This window comes from Streptomyces sp. NPDC047049 (assembly GCF_040643995.1).
Taxonomy (GTDB): Bacteria; Actinomycetota; Actinomycetes; order Streptomycetales; family Streptomycetaceae; genus Streptomyces; species Streptomyces mooreae.
Window position 1 is genome coordinate 218,258 of sequence record NZ_JBEYVM010000002.1, and the last position, 17,671, is coordinate 235,928.

General features: G+C 74.0%; 17 protein-coding genes and 1 tRNA gene. 7 read left to right on the forward strand and 11 right to left on the reverse strand.

What is annotated here, in order from left to right; genetic code table 11:
• Window positions 1-14: 14 nt before the first annotated feature.
• From ABZ851_RS05115 to ABZ851_RS05135, 5 genes are all read right to left on the reverse strand, one after another.
• Window positions 15-1,274, reverse strand: a complete 1,260-nt coding sequence (locus ABZ851_RS05115) for an NAD(P)-binding domain-containing protein (RefSeq protein WP_361122307.1) — start codon at window positions 1,272-1,274, stop codon at window positions 15-17.
• Window positions 1,275-1,377: 103 nt separating this feature from the next.
• Window positions 1,378-2,700, reverse strand: a complete 1,323-nt coding sequence (locus ABZ851_RS05120) for a glycosyltransferase (protein ID WP_361122309.1) — start codon at window positions 2,698-2,700, stop codon at window positions 1,378-1,380.
• Entirely contained in the window at window positions 2,697-2,876 is a 180-nt protein-coding gene (locus ABZ851_RS05125) for a hypothetical protein (protein WP_361122312.1), read from the reverse strand. Before ABZ851_RS05125 ends, ABZ851_RS05120 begins: the two co-directional genes overlap by 4 nt.
• Window positions 2,873-4,369, reverse strand: a complete 1,497-nt coding sequence (locus ABZ851_RS05130; RefSeq protein WP_361122315.1) for a sugar transferase — start codon at window positions 4,367-4,369, stop codon at window positions 2,873-2,875. Before ABZ851_RS05130 ends, ABZ851_RS05125 begins: the two co-directional genes overlap by 4 nt.
• Window positions 4,366-5,553 (reverse strand): glycosyltransferase family 4 protein, encoded by a 1,188-nt coding sequence (locus tag ABZ851_RS05135; RefSeq protein ID WP_361122318.1) that lies wholly within the window; start codon window positions 5,551-5,553, stop codon window positions 4,366-4,368. The genes ABZ851_RS05130 and ABZ851_RS05135 overlap by 4 nt, the downstream gene beginning before the upstream one ends.
• Before the next feature lie 622 nt (window positions 5,554-6,175).
• Here ABZ851_RS05135 and ABZ851_RS05140 point away from each other — a divergent pair.
• Window positions 6,176-6,493, forward strand: a complete 318-nt coding sequence (locus ABZ851_RS05140; RefSeq protein WP_361122321.1) for a chaplin — start codon at window positions 6,176-6,178, stop codon at window positions 6,491-6,493.
• A 188-nt stretch (window positions 6,494-6,681) separates the two neighbouring features.
• A complete protein-coding gene (locus tag ABZ851_RS05145) occupies window positions 6,682-7,542 on the forward strand; it encodes a fused MFS/spermidine synthase (protein WP_361122324.1) in 861 nt (286 codons plus the stop codon).
• 40 nt (window positions 7,543-7,582) lie between these two features.
• Here ABZ851_RS05145 and ABZ851_RS05150 read toward each other — a convergent pair whose 3' ends face one another.
• Window positions 7,583-8,143, reverse strand: coding sequence for a hypothetical protein (locus tag ABZ851_RS05150; protein WP_361122327.1), 561 nt, complete (start codon window positions 8,141-8,143; stop codon window positions 7,583-7,585).
• Window positions 8,144-8,261: 118 nt separating this feature from the next.
• On the opposite strand from ABZ851_RS05150, the gene ABZ851_RS05155 reads away from it, so the two are divergent.
• The 3 genes from ABZ851_RS05155 to ABZ851_RS05165 all read left to right on the forward strand — a co-directional run bounded on the left by ABZ851_RS05155 (window position 8,262) and on the right by ABZ851_RS05165 (window position 11,702).
• Entirely contained in the window at window positions 8,262-8,954 is a 693-nt protein-coding gene (locus tag ABZ851_RS05155; RefSeq protein WP_361122330.1) for a response regulator transcription factor, read from the forward strand.
• Window positions 8,955-9,069: 115 nt separating this feature from the next.
• Window positions 9,070-10,473, forward strand: coding sequence for a HAMP domain-containing sensor histidine kinase (locus tag ABZ851_RS05160; RefSeq protein WP_361122334.1), 1,404 nt, complete (start codon window positions 9,070-9,072; stop codon window positions 10,471-10,473).
• A gap of 176 nt (window positions 10,474-10,649) precedes the next feature.
• Window positions 10,650-11,702: a chitinase gene (locus tag ABZ851_RS05165; protein ID WP_361122336.1), complete on the forward strand. Its 1,053-nt coding sequence runs from the start codon at window positions 10,650-10,652 to the stop codon at window positions 11,700-11,702.
• Window positions 11,703-11,892: 190 nt separating this feature from the next.
• Here ABZ851_RS05165 and ABZ851_RS05170 read toward each other — a convergent pair whose 3' ends face one another.
• Window positions 11,893-12,804 carry an AraC family transcriptional regulator gene (locus ABZ851_RS05170; protein ID WP_361122339.1) on the reverse strand — a complete coding sequence of 304 codons (912 nt, stop codon included), beginning with the start codon at window positions 12,802-12,804 and terminating at the stop codon, window positions 11,893-11,895.
• Window positions 12,805-12,934: 130 nt separating this feature from the next.
• On the opposite strand from ABZ851_RS05170, the gene ABZ851_RS05175 reads away from it, so the two are divergent.
• A complete protein-coding gene (locus ABZ851_RS05175; protein WP_361122342.1) occupies window positions 12,935-13,585 on the forward strand; it encodes an NAD(P)H-binding protein in 651 nt (216 codons plus the stop codon).
• Window positions 13,586-13,696: 111 nt separating this feature from the next.
• Here ABZ851_RS05175 and ABZ851_RS05180 read toward each other — a convergent pair.
• The 4 genes from ABZ851_RS05180 to ABZ851_RS05195 form a co-directional block, all read right to left on the reverse strand.
• Window positions 13,697-13,772, reverse strand: a tRNA-His gene (locus ABZ851_RS05180).
• Window positions 13,773-13,937: 165 nt separating this feature from the next.
• Window positions 13,938-14,555, reverse strand: a complete 618-nt coding sequence (gene orn / locus ABZ851_RS05185; RefSeq protein WP_361122345.1) for an oligoribonuclease — start codon at window positions 14,553-14,555, stop codon at window positions 13,938-13,940.
• 5 nt (window positions 14,556-14,560) lie between these two features.
• Window positions 14,561-15,847: a helix-turn-helix domain-containing protein gene (locus ABZ851_RS05190; protein WP_361122348.1), complete on the reverse strand. Its 1,287-nt coding sequence runs from the start codon at window positions 15,845-15,847 to the stop codon at window positions 14,561-14,563.
• A 349-nt stretch (window positions 15,848-16,196) separates the two neighbouring features.
• Window positions 16,197-16,502 carry a hypothetical protein gene (locus ABZ851_RS05195; RefSeq protein WP_361122350.1) on the reverse strand — a complete coding sequence of 102 codons (306 nt, stop codon included), beginning with the start codon at window positions 16,500-16,502 and terminating at the stop codon, window positions 16,197-16,199.
• A gap of 367 nt (window positions 16,503-16,869) precedes the next feature.
• Here ABZ851_RS05195 and ABZ851_RS05200 point away from each other — a divergent pair, with 367 nt between their 5' ends.
• Entirely contained in the window at window positions 16,870-17,391 is a 522-nt protein-coding gene (locus ABZ851_RS05200) for a universal stress protein (RefSeq protein WP_018093093.1), read from the forward strand.
• Window positions 17,392-17,671 lie beyond the last annotated feature (280 nt).

The following is a 17,671-nucleotide window of genomic DNA, read 5'->3' on the forward strand; positions in this document are numbered from 1 at the left end:
CGGCCGGGCGCGCCTTACGTCCCGTGCGCGGCCGGTGCGCCGTCCCGCGCCGGGCGGGGGATGGTGGTGGCGCCGCGCCGGTCACCGAGTCGGCGCTGTACGCCGCGCAGCAGCCGCGTCGCGGTGAAGGCCGCGCCGTGGACGAAGCGCATCGACGGGCCGAACGACGGGGCGGTCAGCAGTCCCGCGAAGAACAGGCCGGGCCAGGACGACTCGAAGCAGCAGCTCAGTTCGGGCGCCCGGCTGCCGCCCACCGTCCGCAGCATGGTGCGCACAGGGGGGACGAGCAGCCGCAGCCGCCCGAGGTCGGGGCGGAATCCGGTGGCCGCCACCACGTGCTGGGTGTCCAGGGTCTCGGTACCGCCCTCCGCATGGGTGAGGTGGAGGCGCACCCCGTCGTGGTGAGCGGTCGCCGCCCGGATCCGGTGGTTCAGCAAGGTGGGCACCGTCTGCTCGAAGCGCTCCCGCAGCCACCAAGCGCCGGCCGGGCCCGGCCTCGTCTCGGCGATCCGCAGCCGGGTCGCGGCGGGCAGCCGGCGCACCGCCCAGGGGGCCTGTGACCACAGCCGGTTCGGCCAGCCGGTGCCCAGCGCGGAGTGCGGGTCGCGCAGCGCGCGCAGCCGGCCGCGCTCCAGCGGCTGCGGCGGGGCGTTCCAGCGCAGCCGGTCGGTGCGGGCCACGAGGCGGGGCCGGGCGCCCTGTTCGGCGAGCAGGGCCGCGGTCTCCAGCGCGGACTGGCCGGCGCCGATCACGGTGACGTCCTGACCACAGAAGCGGCGCAGGTCGCGGTGGTCGCTGCTGTGCGAGGCGAGGTGCGGGGGGAGTTCGAGCAGCGGCCAGGGCCGGTGGACGAACGGCATCACGCCGACGGCGAGCGCGACGGCCTTGGCCGCGATCCGCTCGCCGGTGTCCGTGCCGACGTGGAAGCCGTCGCCGTCCGGGCGTACGGAGGTGACGGTGACCTCCTCGATCTGCGGTACCGCCCGTTCGCCGAACCATCTGCCGTACGCGGTGAAGGTGCCGAGCGGCAGCGGGACGCCGTGCTCGGTGGTCAGGTCGTGGGCGGCGCCGTACGCGGCCGGGGTGTGGCTGCCGTCCGGGTCGGAGAGGGGGGAGGCCCAGGGCTCGGAGGTGAGGAACATGCCGTCGGGCATGTGGTCGCGCCACGTGGCCATCGGCCGGCCCAGGACCCGCAGCCGCAGCCCGGCCGCCGCCGCATGCGCGGCGACCGAGAGTCCGTAGGGGCCGGCGCCCACCACCACGAGGTCGTACATGGAAGCTCCCTGCTCTTTCTCTTGGTGCGGTACGGACGGAAGCGACCGCGGGGGCGGAGCGGGCACACCGCCGGGCGGAGGGGCGCGGCCGGGCCGGGCGTGGCTATCTGTTCGAGAGCGGGGACGGGGCGGGCGGCCGGGCCGGATCCGGCAGGGAGACGGCCGCCGCGGACAGCGCCGCCGGGCGGCCCTGCGGCAGGGGCACCGCCGCCGGGTTCCGGCGCCGGGCCGGGGCGACGGCCACCGCCTGCTCGTACACGGACATCAGTGCCTCGGCGCTGCGGGTGATGTCGTAGCGCCGCACCACCGGCGGAACCGGCAGCCGGCCCGGCCCGTGGCGCCTCAGCTCCCGCAGTGCGGTGGCGAGTTCGTGGACGCCGGGGCTGAAGCGCCGGGCGCCGGGGGCCTGGTCGGCGGGGAGTTCGTCGACCGCCGGACAGCTGCCGTAGAGCACATGCAGCCCGGACCCGAGCGCTTCCAGGACGGCCAGGCCGAACGCCTCGTCCGGGGAGGGCGAGACGAAGACGTCGATGGCCGAGAGCAGGCCGGGGATGTCGGGGCCTTCGGGGCCCTGGGGAGGGGCTGACCGGGCGTGGGTTCCCCGTCCGCCCCCGGTTCCCCACGCGGCGGCTCCCCGCCCGTCGGACGCGGCGTCGACCGCCCCGTCGCGCTCGCCCAGCAGATGGATGCGGTCGCCCGAGCCGAACTGCTCCGCCATCCGGCGCAGCGTCTCCCGCTCCGGCCCCGCGCCCGCCAACAGCAGATGTACGCCCGGCAGTTGGGTCACCGCCCGGACCAGCACACCGAACCGCTTGCCGGGCACCAGCCGGCCGGCCCCGCCGACCACGAACGCGTCCAGCGGCAGTCCCAGCCGGGTGCGGACCAGGGCCCGGGCGGCCGGATCGAAGGCGAAACGGTGCGCCTCGATGCCGCCCGGCACCACATGGATGCGCTGCTCCGGTACGCCCCAGCGGCGCAGCCGGGCGGCGACGGTGTCCGAGACGGCGACCGTGGCCGTCCCCAGCCGTTCGGTGGCCCGGTAGAGCGTACGGACGCCCCGGGTCAGCCGGCGGCCCTCGATGACCGCATCGCCGAGTGAGTGCTCGGTGGCCACCACCGCCCGTACGCCGGCCATCCGGGCGGCGACCCGGCCGTAGACGCAGGCCCGGTAGAGGTGGGTGTGCACCAGGTCGTAGCCGCCGTCGCGGATCAGTCCGGCGAGGCGGGGGAGCGCGGTCAGGTCCCGGTTGCCGGTCATTTTGAGGTGGGTGACGGGGGTGCCGTCGGCCTCGATGCCCTCGGCGACCGGGCCCGGACGGGTCAGGGTGACGACCTCGCAGTGCGCGGGCAGCCGGCGCAGCAGCAATCGCAGCTGCTGCTCGGCGCCGCCCACGTCGAGGCCCGTAATGACGTGCAGAACCTTCACCGGATGCCTCCTGGGGTAGCGGCCGGGGTGGTGGTCTCGTAGGGGGCGGCGCACGGGGGTGTGGCGGGTGCGGAAGGTGCTTGCGGTGCGGCGCCGGTGTGCGGTGCGGCGCCGGTGTGCGATGCCGCCGCGATCGCCCGGCCACCGGCGGCGCGGGCCGGCGCGCCCGTGCTCATCCGCGCTCCCGCCGCCACGGCGAGGCCGCGGTGCGCAGCAGGATCCGGATGTCCTGCCACGGCGACCAGCTGTCGATGTAGAGGTTGTCGAAGCGGGCCAGGTCCTCGGCGCTGGCGCCGCCGCGCAGCCCGTGCACCTGCGCGAGTCCCGTCAGGCCCGGCCGCATCCGGTGCCGGGCGTCGTACTCCGGGCAGGCCTCGGTGCGACGCTGGACGACGCGGGGGTGCTCCGGGCGGGGACCCACCAGACTCATGTCGCCGCGCAGCACGTTCCACAGCTGCGGCAGCCCCGCCGGCGCGGTGCGCCGCAGCAGCCGGCCGGCCCGGCTCGTCGGGCGCTCGTCCGCCACGCCCCGCCGGCTCGTCTCCTCCTGCGCCGCGGGCCCGCGCACGGTGCGGAACGTCAGCAGGGTGAAGCCGCGCCCGTCCCGGCCGGTCCGTTCCTGCCGGCACAGCACGCCGGGCCCGTCGGCGAGCCGTACCGCGAGCGCACAGCCCAGCAGCACCGGGGCCGCGACCACCAGCGCCGGAGCGGCCAGCGCGAGATCCAGCGCCCGCTTGCGCCGGCCGCCGTGCCGCGGCGGGGCGGTGTCCAGGCGGCGGCAGGCGAAGCCCCACAGATGGTCGGTGCCCGGACGCGGCGGGCGGCCCTCGCGGGCGGCTGCCGGACCGGCCAGCCAGATCGCGGAGCCCTGGTCGACGAAGCGGCGCAGCAGCGCGGCGGTGTGCGGATCGCCGTACGGCGGCAGCGTGAACACCACGTCCCGCACGGTGTGCTGGATGACAGCCCGGGCGAGGTCCGGCACCGAGGTGAGCCGCGGCAGCCCTCCGCGGGCCGGGGGAGCGGCGGGGCCGCCGGGCAGCAGCGGGGCCGGCGGGACCAGGCCCACCGGGCGCATGCCGTACTCGGGGCGGGCGTCCAGCACGGCGGCCAGCTGCCGGGCTGCCGGGTCGCTGCCCACGATCAGGGCGGCGCGCGGCCGGCGGCGGGCGGCGTTGCGGCGCGCCCGGTAGACCGTGGCCCGGCCGCCGCAGACCAGCAGGGTGTGTGCCGCCACCGCGCCCGACAGCACGACCGGTGGCAGCGCCCGCCCGGGGTGGACGGCGGCGAGCACCGCGGCCGCCGCGCACCACAGGACGGCGGCCCGGCCCAGCACCCTCGGCAGGTCGTTCAGCGCGCGCGGGGCGGGGCCGGGACGGTAGAGACCGGCCCGGCAGTGGAGCAGCAGCGCGGCCGGCACCAGGGCGGTGAGCGCCGCCGGCGGCGCGGCGGTGCCCAGGGCGGGCAGCGCGGCGCCCGCGGTGGCCAGGCAGTCGGCGGCCAGCAGCGAGGCGACGGTCCGCCGCCGCAGGCCGCGGCCGGGCCGGGGCGGGGGCAGCGTCTTCGGGACCGGGCCGCGGGGCGGGCGGCCCGTGGCGGCCGTCGGCCGGGGCACCGCCGACGGGGGCAGGGCCCGGCCGGCAAGGGGGGCGTCCGCGCGGTCCGTCGTCATCGGCTGACCCGCTCCCTGCTCTCCCCGCACGCCGCGCCGAGCAGTTCGCGGTACAGCCCGAGGACGGCCGCCGCGGTGTCCCGCACGTCGTACTCCGCCCGCATGTGCTCCAGGGCCCGCCGGCCCAGCGCGCCGCGCAGCTGAGGGCGGGTCAGCAGCCCGCATACGGCCCCTGCCAGGGCGGCCGGGTCCGCGGCCGGCACCAGACAGTGCGGTGCGGCCCCGGGCGGCAGGCTCTCGCGGGCCCCGCCCACATCGGTGACCACCACGGGGCGGCCGCAGGCCATCGCCTCCAGAGGGGCCAGCGCCATGCTCTCCCGGTGGGAGGGGAGGACGACCAGATCCGCCGCCCGGTACCAGGGGACGGCGTCCCGCGCCGCGCCCGCGAACCGGACACCGGGGGGTGCGGCGGCATGCAGCAGCTCCCGGTCCGGGCCGTCGCCGACCAGCACCAGCCGGGCGTCGGGGACGACGGCGCGGACCGCGGGCCAGGCCCGCAACAGCGACAGCTGGCCCTTTCGCGGACACAGCCGCCCCACGCACACCACCAGCGGCGCGTCCGGCGGCAGATCACCGAGTGCGGGCAGGTCCCGGCGCAGCGCCCGCCGCACCGCGTCCTCACGGTAGGCGGGGGCGCAACGGTCCAGGTCCACGCCGTTGCGGATCACCGCCCACCGGGCCGGCACCCCGGCTTCGGCGCCCCGCAGCCGCTCCGCCTCGCTCACACACAGCACCCGGTCCGCCCAGCGCGCGGTGTACCGCTCACAGCCGAGTGCCGGCCACGACGCCGTCCCGTCGGCCGACTCGAAGGACCAGGTGTGCGGCTGATGGACCGTCGGGATCCGGCCCCGGACGGCCAGGCGGGCGGCGAGCCCGGCCTTGGCGCCGTGCGTATGGACGAGGTCCGGGCCGAGCCGCCGGATCAGCCGGGCCAGCCGTCCCCTCTCCCCGGCGAGTGCCGGGCCCGGGACACGGCGGGCCGGCCACGGCAGCACCTCGGCGCCCGCCGCGGCGGCGTCCCGGTGCAGCACCCCTCCGGGCGGTGCGGCGACCACGGCCCGCAGCCCCGCCGCCGCCTGGGCGCGCACCAGGTCGGTGACGACCCGGGCGACCCCGCCGTCGACGGGACGGGAGACATGGAGAACCGTTGGCCGCTCTTGGCACTGCGGGTCTTGCGGCAGCACGCACTGCTCCCCTGATGACCGAGCTGACAGAAATCTCTGCGGGAATTGCCGGGGTGCCGCTCAGCGCCTGGTACCGGTCCGCAGGAAGCGCGAGCCGAGCAGATTTCCCCGAGGGCGGGTGGTGAAGCGGAAAGCGCGCCGATAGTCTCCGGGCCGCGGTTCCGGCGTCCTCTCGAATGCGCCGGAATCACCTCCGGGAGTGCTGCGGCAGGCGGGCAGCCGAGGCGCCTGCCGGCCGGATTCGGTGACCGCCGGAACCGTGATGACCGCGGGTTTCCCGGTGACCGCCGGGCTTCTCACGTCGGAGGTCGGTGCGCATACGACGCCGCGCGTGGTGCGGTCCATCGATTTCCGCATGTCTTCCTCTCCGACTTCAATCAGTCAAACTGCAGAGCACTCTGACAGAAATCATGCTGGAATCCGCGGCAGGCACGCCGGACCCCCTCGGGGATTCCGATGAACGGAATACCGGACTTCACCGAGAGTGCGCCTTTCCGCCGGACGGGCTAATAGTTACTGCCATAAGAGCTAATATCGTCCCGGACGGGGGAACGCCCGTACCCCTGACTCTTTTCGTTCGTTGTGACCGGTTGCCCCATTCACGAACTGAAAGGAGAATGGGATGAAGCGCTTTGTCAAGGCCGCCGCGGTGAGTGCGGCCAGCTGCGCCGTAGTGCTCAGTGGCGCAGGAATTGCCTCAGCCAGCGGGGACGGTCACCACGGCGGTCGTGGTCACAACCACTTCCGCAGTGACCACCGTGCCCTCTACAACCACCGTTCCGGTGCCAACGCGGCGGGCTTTGCCGCAGGCTCCCCGGGCATCCTCAGCGGCAACAATGTCCAGGTTCCGATCAACATCCCGATCAACATCTGCGGCAACAGCATCAGCCCCCTCTCGCTGCTGAACCCGGCGTTCGGGAACATCTGCATCAACCGGTGACCCCACGCCGGTCCGCCAGCGATGTCGGGCCGGCGCGGGTCGTGATGTGCAGTCGGCGGATCACCCCGGCCTCGGCCGCGGGTGGTCCGCCACTCTGCCCGGCGCGGCCGGGCGCCCCGCCGTACCCGCCGGCAGCACCTCGCTGACCAGCGGATACGGCCTCCGGGGCAGGGCCCATACTGGAGGGCATGGCGAAGAGCAGACGCGGGCGCGGCGGACCGGAGTCCGTCACCGAAACGGTGGACGGCGGGCTTGCCGAGCTACGGCCCGACCGGGACCGGACGCGCGGCTGGACGCTGCTGATCGACGGTGCCCCGCAGTCGCATGTGGACCTCGATGACCCGGCATATCTGGACTTCTCCTATCAGCGGCGGCTCGGGCACGTCGCCGACCTGGCCGGACCCGCGGGCAAACCGCTGCGCGCCGTCCATCTCGGCGGCGGCGCCCTGACCCTGGCCCGCTATGTCGCGGCCACCCGCCCGCGGTCCACCCAGCAGGTGGTGGAGATCGACGCACCGCTCGTCGACCTCGTGCGCCGGCAGCTGCCGTGGGACAGCGGCTGGCGGATACGGGTGCGCGGCGGTGACGCCCGGGCCGGCCTGGCGAAGGTCCCGGACGGCTGGGCGGACCTGATCATCGCCGATGTCTTCGGCGGTGCGCGCACGCCCGCGCACCTGACCAGCACCGAATTCCTGACGGAGGTCCACCGGGCGCTGCGGCCCGGCGGGTTCTACGCGGCGAACCTCGCGGACGGGCCGCCGCTGCGGTTCCTGCGCGGCCAGATCGCCACGGCCCACACGGTCTTCCCCGAGCTGTGCCTGACCGCCGACCCGGCCGTACTGCGCGGCAAACGCTTCGGCAACGCGGTCCTGCTGGCCGCCGACGGGCCGCTGCCGGTCGCCGAGCTGACCCGGCGGGCGGCCACCGATCCGCAGGCCGGCCGGGTCGAACACGGCCGGGCGCTGCTGGACTTCACCGGCGGTGCGGCACCGGTGACCGACGCCACGGCCCTCGCCTCGCCCGCCCCGCCGGCCGCGGCCTTCGACTAGGGCGCGTCGTCCGGCCCACCTCCGGGAGCGCCGCGCGCCGCTACGCCGTGGGCCCTGTGGTCTGCACGGCCGGCGGATGGCCGTTCCAGGTGCAGAACACGGACGTATGGCCGCCGCCGGAGAAGTCGACCCGGATCCACCCGTCCTGCTTCCACACCTGCATCTCCCAGCCCGGGTTCGGCGTCGCCGACACCAACTCGGCGGCCCGGCTGCCCATGTCGAAGACCACCCGCCCGCCCGCCGTGGAATAGCTCCTGACCCGGCCGTCGGTGTCCGGTACGGAGCCGCCCGGTGAGGTGGCGTGCGGGTACCCCGACCGGGGGGTGGCGCTGTGGGACGGGGCGGACGGGCGGGACGGTCCGCCGGTGGGCGCCGGGGTGGGGGCGGGTGAACGGGACGGCTTGGCGCGGTGGGTGGAGGAGACGCGCGGTGCGGCGTCGTCCTTCCCCGCCTGCGCGGCCACCTGGTCGGAGATCGGCAGTGCGCGCGGTGCGTCGTACGCCGTGGCGGACAGCACGGTATGCACGCCGAACCACGACAGGGTGACCGCGGCGCCGGTCGCCAGCGTCCAGGCCGCCGCATGAACCAGTCCTCGTTGCATCCGGCTCATACTGCCCCACCCGACCGCCCCGTTGCAGCCCGTCCCGCACGCCGGAGTGGGCCGTCCCGCTGTCAACTTCGGGCAAAGGACCCCGCCCGAATGGCGTACGGTGCCGCCCATGGCACGTGTGCTCGTCGTCGAGGACGACCAGTTCGTACGCTCGGCTCTGATCCGGCATCTGACCGAGGCCGCCCACACGGTACGCAGCGTCGGTACCGCTCTGGAGGCCCTCCGCGAGGTGGCGCACGTCGGCTTCGACGTCGTCATCCTCGACCTCGGCCTGCCCGATCTCGACGGGGGCGAGGCGCTGAAGATGCTCCGCGGCATCACCGATGTCCCTGTGATCATCGCCACCGCCCGCGACGACGAGGCCGACATCGTCCGGCTGCTGAACGACGGTGCGGACGACTACCTCACCAAGCCGTTCTCCGTCGAGCACCTGTCGGCCCGGATGGCGGCCGTACTGCGCCGCTCCCGGGCCGCGGCGGCCGGTGCGGAGGCGCCCTCACGAGTGATCCGGGTCGGCGGCCTGTCCATCGACCCGCTGCGCCGGCAGGCCGAACTGGACGGTGTCACCCTCGATCTGACCCGCAGGGAGTTCGACCTGCTGGCCTTCCTCGCCGGGCGTCCCGGCGTCGTCGTCCCCCGCAAGGAACTCCTCGCCGAGGTCTGGCAGCAGTCCTACGGCGACGACCAGACCATCGACGTCCATCTGTCCTGGCTGCGCCGCAAGCTGGGCGAAACCGCGGCGCGGCCCCGGTACCTGCACACCCTGCGGGGCGTCGGGGTGAAGCTGGAGCCGCCGCGGTGAGTGTCGCGCGCGAGGCCGCCGGGCCGCAGACAACAGGGAAAGCCGCACCTCTGCGCCTCGCGGGCGGAGATGGGGGTGCCCCCGGACGGAGTCCGGGGGAGAAGGATGAGACGCAGTGAGATGGGCCCTGGTCAAGGTGGCGCTGGCCGTCACCACCATGGTCGTCGTCGCGTTCGCCGTCCCCCTCGGACTGGTCGTCAGGGAACTGGCCCGCGACCGCGCCTACTCCAATGCCGAACGGCAGGCCGCCACCATCGGCCCGGTCCTCGCCATCACCACCGACCGCACCCAGCTCGAACGCGCCGTCGCCAGCGCCGAGACCGGCCCCGGCGGCCGGATCGGCGTGCACGTCCCGGCGAGCGGCCGGAACGGCAAGCCCGCCGAGATCGGCTCCCGGCGCGCGGCGGCAGCGGATGTGGCGGCCGCCGCCAAGCTCGGCCGGGCCTCCATCTCCCCGGTCCCCGGCGGCTCCTCGCTGCTCCAGCCGACCGCCGTCGCATCCGGTATCGCCGTCGTCGAGGTCTTCGTCCCCGACACGGCGCTCACCAAGGGCGTCGCCACCTCCTGGGTAGTGCTCGCCGGGGTCGGCCTCGCGCTGATCATCGGCTCGGTCGCCGTCGCCGACCGGCTCGGCACCCGCATGGTGCGGCCCGCGAAGCGGCTGGCCGGCGCCGCGCACGACCTCGGCACGGGCAAGCTCGGCGTCCGCGTTCCGGAGGACGGTCCCCACGAACTGCGGTCCGCGGCCAGCGCCTTCAACGCCATGGCCGACCAGGTCGTCCAACTGCTCGCCAACGAACGCGAACTGGCCGCCGACCTCTCGCACCGGCTCCGTACCCCGCTGACCGTCCTGCGGCTCAACGCCGCCTCGCTCGGCGACACCCCGGCCGCCGAGCAGACCCGGGCCGCCGTCGAACAGCTGGAGCGCGAGGTCGACCAGATCATCCGCACCGCCCGTGAGCAGAAGGCCCAGACCCGGCAGGCCGCCGCCGCGGCGGGCTGTGACGCCGCCGAGGTGATCCGCGAGCGGATGGAGTTCTGGTCGGCGCTCGCCGAGGACGAGGGCCGCACCGTCCGCGTCGCCGGCGCGGACCACCCCGTACGCGTCCCCGTCGCCCGCCCCGAACTCGCCGCCGCCCTGGACGCGATGCTCGGCAACGTCTTCCGCCACACCCCTGAGGGCACCGCCTTCGCGGTCGATGTCCACAACGCCGAGGACGCGGTGATCGTGCTGGTCTCGGACGCCGGCGGCGGTATCGACGACCCGGACGCGGCACTGCGCCGCGGGCACGGCGGCGGAGGGGCCGGCTCCACCGGCCTCGGCCTGGACATCGTGCGACGGCTGGCCGAGTCCACCGGCGGCGATGTGCGCATCGGCCGCTCCGTCCTCGGCGGCACCGAGGTCCGGGTCTGGCTGGCGCTGGACGACCGCCGCGCCCGCACCGGCGCCCGCCGCGGCCACCGGCTGCGCCGCACGCTCGGCGTCCGGCGCCGGCGGACCGCGCGCACCGGCTCCTGAACGTCCCCCCGCGGGGGCATCCGCCCCTGCTTCTTAACCACCCCCTTCCGCTTCCTTAAGGCGCTCCTAAGTCCCCCGACCTCCGTGCCATTACCGCCATTTGTCCGTTTCCCCTCCGCTAGCGTGCGGGACGCACCACGGTGCACCCCCTCCATGTGACGACAGGCAGGCACGAGATGAGTTCTTCGGCACACCGCCGGCGCAAGAGCCGCACCACCCAGCTGATCGTGAGCGGCGCCGCCGTCCTGGTCGCGGCCGGCGGCGCCTTCGCCGTCGCCGGGTCCGCCCTGGCCGCCAAGGCACCGCGGACCACTGCCGGCGCGCGGGCCCCGAAGGCCGCCGGCTTCGCCCCGTACGTCGACACCTCGCTCGCCCCCGCCCACGACCTGGCCGGCACCGCCCGGAAGACCGGGGTCAAGGACTTCCACCTCGCCTTCGTCACCTCCGGCGGCGGCTGCACGCCCAAGTGGGGCGGCTCCGGCGAGCTCGGCAACGACCAGGTGGCCCGGCAGATACCCGCCCTGCGCAAGGCCGGCGGCGACGTCCGGGTCTCCTTCGGCGGTGCCACCGGCACCGAGCTCGGGGCGGCCTGCGGCTCCGTGGACGAACTGGCCGCCGCCTACGGCAAGGTCATCGACCAGTTCAAGCTCACCAAGGCCGACTTCGACATCGAGGGCGGCGCCCTGCCCGACACCGCCGCCAACACCCGCCGCGCCCGCGCCATCACCCAGCTCCAGAAGAAGCACCCCGGTCTGGACGTCTCTTTCACCCTGCCGGTGATGCCCGAGGGCCTGACCCAGGACGGGGTGAACCTGGTCGCCGACGCCAAGAAGAACGGCGTCGAGATCTCCGCCGTGAACATCATGGCGATGGACTACGGCGCCTCCTACCGCGGCGACATGGGCACCTACGCGATCCAGGCCGCCACCGCCACCCAGGGCCGGCTGAAGAAGGCGCTCGGCCTGAGCGAGGCGGCCGCCTGGCGGACCGTGGCCGTGACCCCGATGATCGGCGTCAACGACGTGCAGAACGAGGTCTTCCGGGCCGACGACGCCACCCAGCTGGTGAAGTTCGCCAAGAAGAAGCACCTGGCCTGGCTGTCGATGTGGTCCGCCACCCGCGACCAGGCCTGCCCCGGCGGCGCCGCCACCTCGGCGCAGCCCACCTGCAGCTCCGTCCAGCAGAAGCCGCTGGACTTCACCAAGGCCTTCGCCAAGTACACCGGCTGACCCCCACCGGCGGCCCGGCCCCCACCGGACCGCTCGCCCGGGAGGCGGGGCGCGGCGGGCCCCCACCGCTGCGCCCCGCCGCCCGCCTGCCCCGGCACGGGCCGGCGCCCGCCGTCCGCTGCCGGAGCTGTCCGTGGGCCCCGGGAGCCCGCCGCCCCGCCCGCTCAACTCCCGTACGCCACCCGCGCCCTCAGGCCGCCCCGCCGCGTACCGCCGTGCGGAACGCGATCGGGGTGGTGCCCGTCTGCCGCTGGAAGAACTTGCTGAAGTTGGGGGCGTCGGCGAAGCCCAGCCGGTCCGCGATCCGGGCCGCGGAACGGTCGCCGTGCGCCAGCAGCCGCTTGGCCTCCAGCACCACCCGCCGGTCGATGAACTCCTTGGCCCCCACCCCGGCGACGGCCTCGGTGGCCCGGGAGAGGGTGCGCGGGGCGTAGCCCAGCGCGCGGGCGTAGTCGGCGACCCGCCGACTGCGGGTGAAGTCCCGCTCCACCGCGTCCCGGAAGCGCAGATAGGTCGCGCTCGCCGCACAGGACCCGTCCCCGGCCCCGTCCGCCGCCCCGCCCGGATGCGCGGCCCGGAGCACCAGGACGGCCAGCAGATGCCGCAGCACCTCGAGATGGATCTCCAGCGGCAGCCCGCCCAGCGACCCGAACTCCCCGTGCAGCTGCCGCATCGCCGCGTCCACGCCCCGGGCCGCGGCGCCCTCCGGATGCCGTACGGCCGGCCCGTACCAGTCCTCGACCCGGGCCGCGGCCGCGGTCGCCGGATCCAGGAAGCCGGCCTCGAAGAGCACCAGCCGCCCCTCCGCGCCCGTCAGATCACCGAAGTGCTGGACCTGCCCGGGGCGTGACCACAGCAGATCGCCCGGCGCGAGGACGTGCTCGCGGAAGTCGACGCTGTGCACCAGCCGGCCGCCGTCCAGGACCAGCAGATGGTGGAAGCCGGGGCGGTGCGGGACGGACAGCTGACAGGCGTCCGCGCGCGCCCGCAGCTCCGCGAGCGTCAGCACCTCCACTCCGGTCGGCCGCCCGGCCGGTGCCGAGAACGCCACCTCCGGGATCTCCGGCGACGGCCCCCGGCTCTCCTGTCGCTTTTTCACCATCGCCGGTCCCCTCAGCACCCCGAAATGCCCTGTTGGTCCCCCTAGCGTAGAAGACGTCAGCGGGACCGCTGACGGAAAACGGAAGTCCACATCCGGACGTCCGGACGTACACAGCAGCTGGGAGACCACCATGTCCACGATCGCGCTCTTCGGGGCCAACGGCACCATCGGAAGCCGCATCCTCCACGAGGCCCTGCGGCGTGGCCACCGGGTCACCGCGGTCGTCCGCGACCCCGCGAAGATCACCGTCGGCCACCCGGACCTGACCGTGACCGCCGGCGACGCCCTCGACCCGGCGTCCGTCGCCGCCGCGGCCCGGGGCCGGGACGTCCTGGTCAGCGCGGTCGGCGGCGGCGACGGACCGGGCCACACCGCCACGATCAGGCCGGCCGCCGAGTCCCTTGTCGCCGGGCTGCGCACCCTCGGCGACGCGGCACCCCGGCTGATCTCCGTCGGCGGCGCCGGCTCGCTGCGCACGCCGGACGGCGCACGGGTCTGGGACGCGGAGGGCCTGCCCGCCTTCCTGCTGGAGATCATGCACGCCCACGGCGATGCGCTGGACTTCTACCGCTCCGTCGTCGATGTGCGCTGGACCAGCCTCAGCCCGGCAGCCACCATCGAGCCCGGCGAGCGCACCGGCAGCTACCGCACCGCCCTCGACGACCTGATCACCGATGCCGGGGGTACCAGCCGGATCACCGCCGAGGACTATGCCGTCGCCGTGGTCGACGAAATAGAGCAGCCCCGCCACGTCGGCGAGCGCTTCACCGTCGGCTACTGAGCCGGGGCCCCCGCGCAGCGGCACCCGGCCCCTCGACGGAACGCACCCGCTCCCGCTCACCACGCCCGGAGAAACGCCAAGGCCCCCGACCAGAGGTCGGGGGCCTTGATGTGGGGTGAGTAACGGGACTTGAACCCGCGACATCCTGGACCACAACCAGGTGCTCTACCAGCTGAGCTATACCCACCATGACCGGTGCTGTGTGGTTCTTTTTCCCCACCGGCTGAGAAAAAGTGTACAGGGTCCGAAGGGGTGCTCGCGCCCAGGTTTCGTGTCCCGGGTCCGAGGGCGTGTCGTGCGGGTCACGGCGCACCCGCCGGGTCCCGCACGACACGCGCCCTGCCGCGCCGCACTACGGCGTGGACTGCGGCTCAGCGGAAAGGACGTGCTTGGCGGCAATGGCCTTCGCGGTGTCCGAGTCGGGGCCGGGCTGCGGCACGAAGACCGCTTCCCGGTAGTAGCGCAGTTCCGCGATGGATTCACGGATGTCCGCCAGCGCCCGGTGGTTGCCGCTCTTGTCCGGGCTGTTGAAGTAGGCCCGCGGATACCAGCGCCGGGCCAGCTCCTTCACGGACGAGACATCGACGATCCGGTAGTGGAGGTAGTCCTCCAGCGTCGGCATGTCCCGCAGCAGGAAGCCGCGGTCGGTGCCGACGGAGTTGCCGCACAGCGGCGCCTTCCGCGGCTCCGGCACATGCTGCTTGATGTACGCAAGCACCTGTGCCTCGGCCGCCTCCAGCGTCGTGCCGCCGTCCAGTTCCTCCAGCAGCCCGGAGGCGGTGTGCATCTGGCGCACCACCTCCGGCATGGTGCCGAGTGCTTCGGCCGGGGGGCGGATCACCACATCCACCCCGTCGCCCAGCACATTCAGCTCCGAGTCGGTGACCAGAGCGGCCACCTCGATGAGCGCGTCATTCGCCAGCGAGAGGCCGGTCATCTCGCAGTCGATCCACACCATGCGATCGTTCATACATCTCACCCTACGGGGCGCTCGCGCTGTCCGGGCAGCACGGGGCGGACGGTTCCCCTCCCCACCGCGGTCTCCGGCAGCCGGGAGGCGTACACCTCCGACTGCGGTTTGCCCGCTTCGCCCGTTTCGGCGGAGGCCAGGCCGTGGCCGGCCAGCGCGGCGGCGGTGAACCGCTCCGCGCCCGCCCCCAGGGCCGCCCGCTCACGCTCCGGCCGCTCGGCGCGCTCGGCCCGCTCCGGTCTGAGCGCGGGCTCGGGTGCTCCGTTCTGCGGCCGCCGTGCGCGGTAGGCCGCCCGGTAGGCGGCGGGCGAGGCGCCCAGCTGCCTGCGGAAGTGGCCGCGCAGGGCGACCGGGGAGCGGAAGCAGCAGCGCCCCGCGACCTCGTCCACCGAATAGTCGGAGGTCTCCAGCAGCCGCTGGGCCTGCAGCACCCGCTGGGTGATCAGCCACTGCAGCGGAGCGCTCCCCGTCAGGGACCTGAAGCGCCGGTCGAAGGTGCGGCGGCTCATGTACGCGCGCGCGGCCAGCGTCTCCACGTCGAACTGCTCGTGGAGGTGTTCCAGCGCCCAGGCGACGACCTCGGCCAGCGGGTCGGCGCCGATCTCTTCAGGTAATGACCTGTCGAGGTAGCGCTGGTGCCCCATATCGGAGGCGGTGCGGCGCGGCGGCACGACGAGCCGGCGGGCCAGCGCGTTGGCGGCGTCCGCGCCGTGGTCGGTGCGCACGATGTGCAGACACAGGTCGATGCCGGCCGCCGTTCCCGCGGACGTGAGCACATCGCCGTCGTCGACGAAGAGCTCGCGGGGATCCACATGGACGGACGGATAACGCTTGGCGAGCGTCGGCGCGTACATCCAGTGGGTCGTGGCCGGACGGCCGTCCAGCAGTCCGGCCGCGGCGAGGACGAACGCCCCCGTGCACAACCCGACGATTCTGGCCCCTTCTTCATGCGCGCGGCGCAGCGCGTCGAGCGCCGCGGGCGGCGGCGCCTGGGTGATGGAGCGCCAGGCCGGTACGACGACCGTCCCGGCACGGGAGATCGCCTCCAGCCCGTAGGGGGCTGACAGTTCGAGCCCCCCGGTCGTGCGCAAAGGCGCATCTTCGCCCGCGCACACAAGCAGCCGGTACCGCGGAACGCCTGCGTCCTGTCGGTCGATGCCGAAGACCGAGAGCGGAATGGAGCTCTCGAAAATGGGGCCGCCGCTGAAGAGGAGCACCGCGACTATTTCGCGGCGTCGTCGGGCGGCGAGCTTGCGTGCGGCATCTGGTACGGCAGCGGAGTCCTGGCTCATGGCACTTAAGCCCCCCTCGGTCGTCTCGCCCTCTCGGTCCTGCACAGTTCCCCCGCCGTTACTACCAAGATCGAATCTACTGTGTTCCGTGAGGATGGAGTGCCAAGTTCACCACCCGCTGGTATGTCGATATGGCAACTTGGCGCGAAGCATTCGATCACGAAGCGTTCCACTCGTCGGGCCTACATGGGAAGTACGCGTCTCGGCTCTGCCCGTTCGCAGTAGGGCACAACCATGCCCAGCGGTCCTTTCCTCCCTGCTCACACCAGGGTTGAGGGGGGTCCGGGGCAAGGTGCGGACCTCGGCCGGAAGTTGGCTGAAAACGGTCGCGCGCAGACTTGCAAGCGCCTCAGTCGACCGGCGTACGCCCTCCGGAGTGCCGTCCGCCGCCCTGCGCTGTCGTCCCCACATATGCCCTTTGGTCCCGGTGTCTTCCGGTCTCACGCACGCGGATCCGCGCCGCGGTCCGTTCGGATTGCCGCAGCAGGGCGCGGCAGGCGCAGGTCACCGCGGCCAGACCGGCGGCGGTGCCGGCCGCGCCGGCCCAGGAGACGCCGCTGATGATCAGTACGAAGGGCACCAGGGCACAACTGAAGGCGCCCCAGCGCATGACATCGCTCACCGGGTCGGGTGATCTGTCGGACGACAACGGCACCGTGTGCTCCCCTCGGATCGGGCTGCTACTACAACGCCGGCGCCGATCATGGGTCACCGTGAGGGGTACGTACGGGGGCAGGCCGGGGCATTGCCATCCGGGCCACGCTCCGGCATGCTCCGGGGAACGTTCGAGGCCCCACCCCACCTCGCACGGGCGCCCCGCGTCCGCGGCGGGCTCTGGGCAGCGGGGGAGTGGCGCCGTACTCTTGGGGTATCGGGTTGGGAAGATGATTCCCAGTCGTATCGTTCCTCTTTGAACTATGGCTCCCGCGCCTCGATCGAGCCAGCTCAGTCAACTGCCGGATCAAGTCAATCGCCGTTCCCCGTTCGCCCCTCCGCAAGAGGACGCCCTCGCCGAGACACCAATGGCCGGTCACGAAATCCCCGAACCCGCGGACCGCAAGCAGGTCGCCGATCCGATGGCGGACCTCGAAGCGGCGGAAAAGACGCGCCACTCCTGCGACCCCGCGTTCCGGCACGGCGTCGTGGTCGGCTTCGACGGCTCCATGTCGAGCGAGCGGGCATTGGCGTATGCAATCGGTATGGCCCGGCGCCTCGGCTCCGGGCTGATCATCGTCCATGTGGCCAACCGGCTGCCGACGACCGTCTGGGCGGGCTGTGAGCCCCCGGTCTTCGTGGACGTGCCGGATCACCGCACCGAAGTGCTCGGTCTGGAGCTGGCCTGCGCCGATCACCTCACCGAGGTCCCCTGGATCCTCGTCGAGCGCGGTGGCGACATCTGCCACGAGCTGGAGGAGGTCGGCCGGGAGTACGAGGCCGACGCGATCGTGGTCGGCTCCACCCACGGCATCGTCGGCCGGATCTTCGGCTCGGTGGCCGGCCGGCTCGCCCGCCGGGCGCAGCGCCCGGTGATAGTGATCCCCTGACGCGCCTGTCGCGCGCCGTCTCCTCACCCCGTCGTGCGCCGCCCTGGCGCGCCACCTTGGCGCGCGGTCCCGCGCCCCCCGGCATGATCAATTCCCCGCGGCCTGCGCACAGTTGAGGGGGCGTCATGAGGGTGCTGTGCGGCCGCGTTTCCGGGCCTTTTTACGCCTGAGCCGGCGCCGCTCTCGCGGAGGTGGCTGCCCGCCGCGGGGGGCGCTCAATTGTCGCTTCGGTGGGTGGGGTGGGGTGGGGGTGCGCCACGGTGGCCCCGGGGCGCGCCCC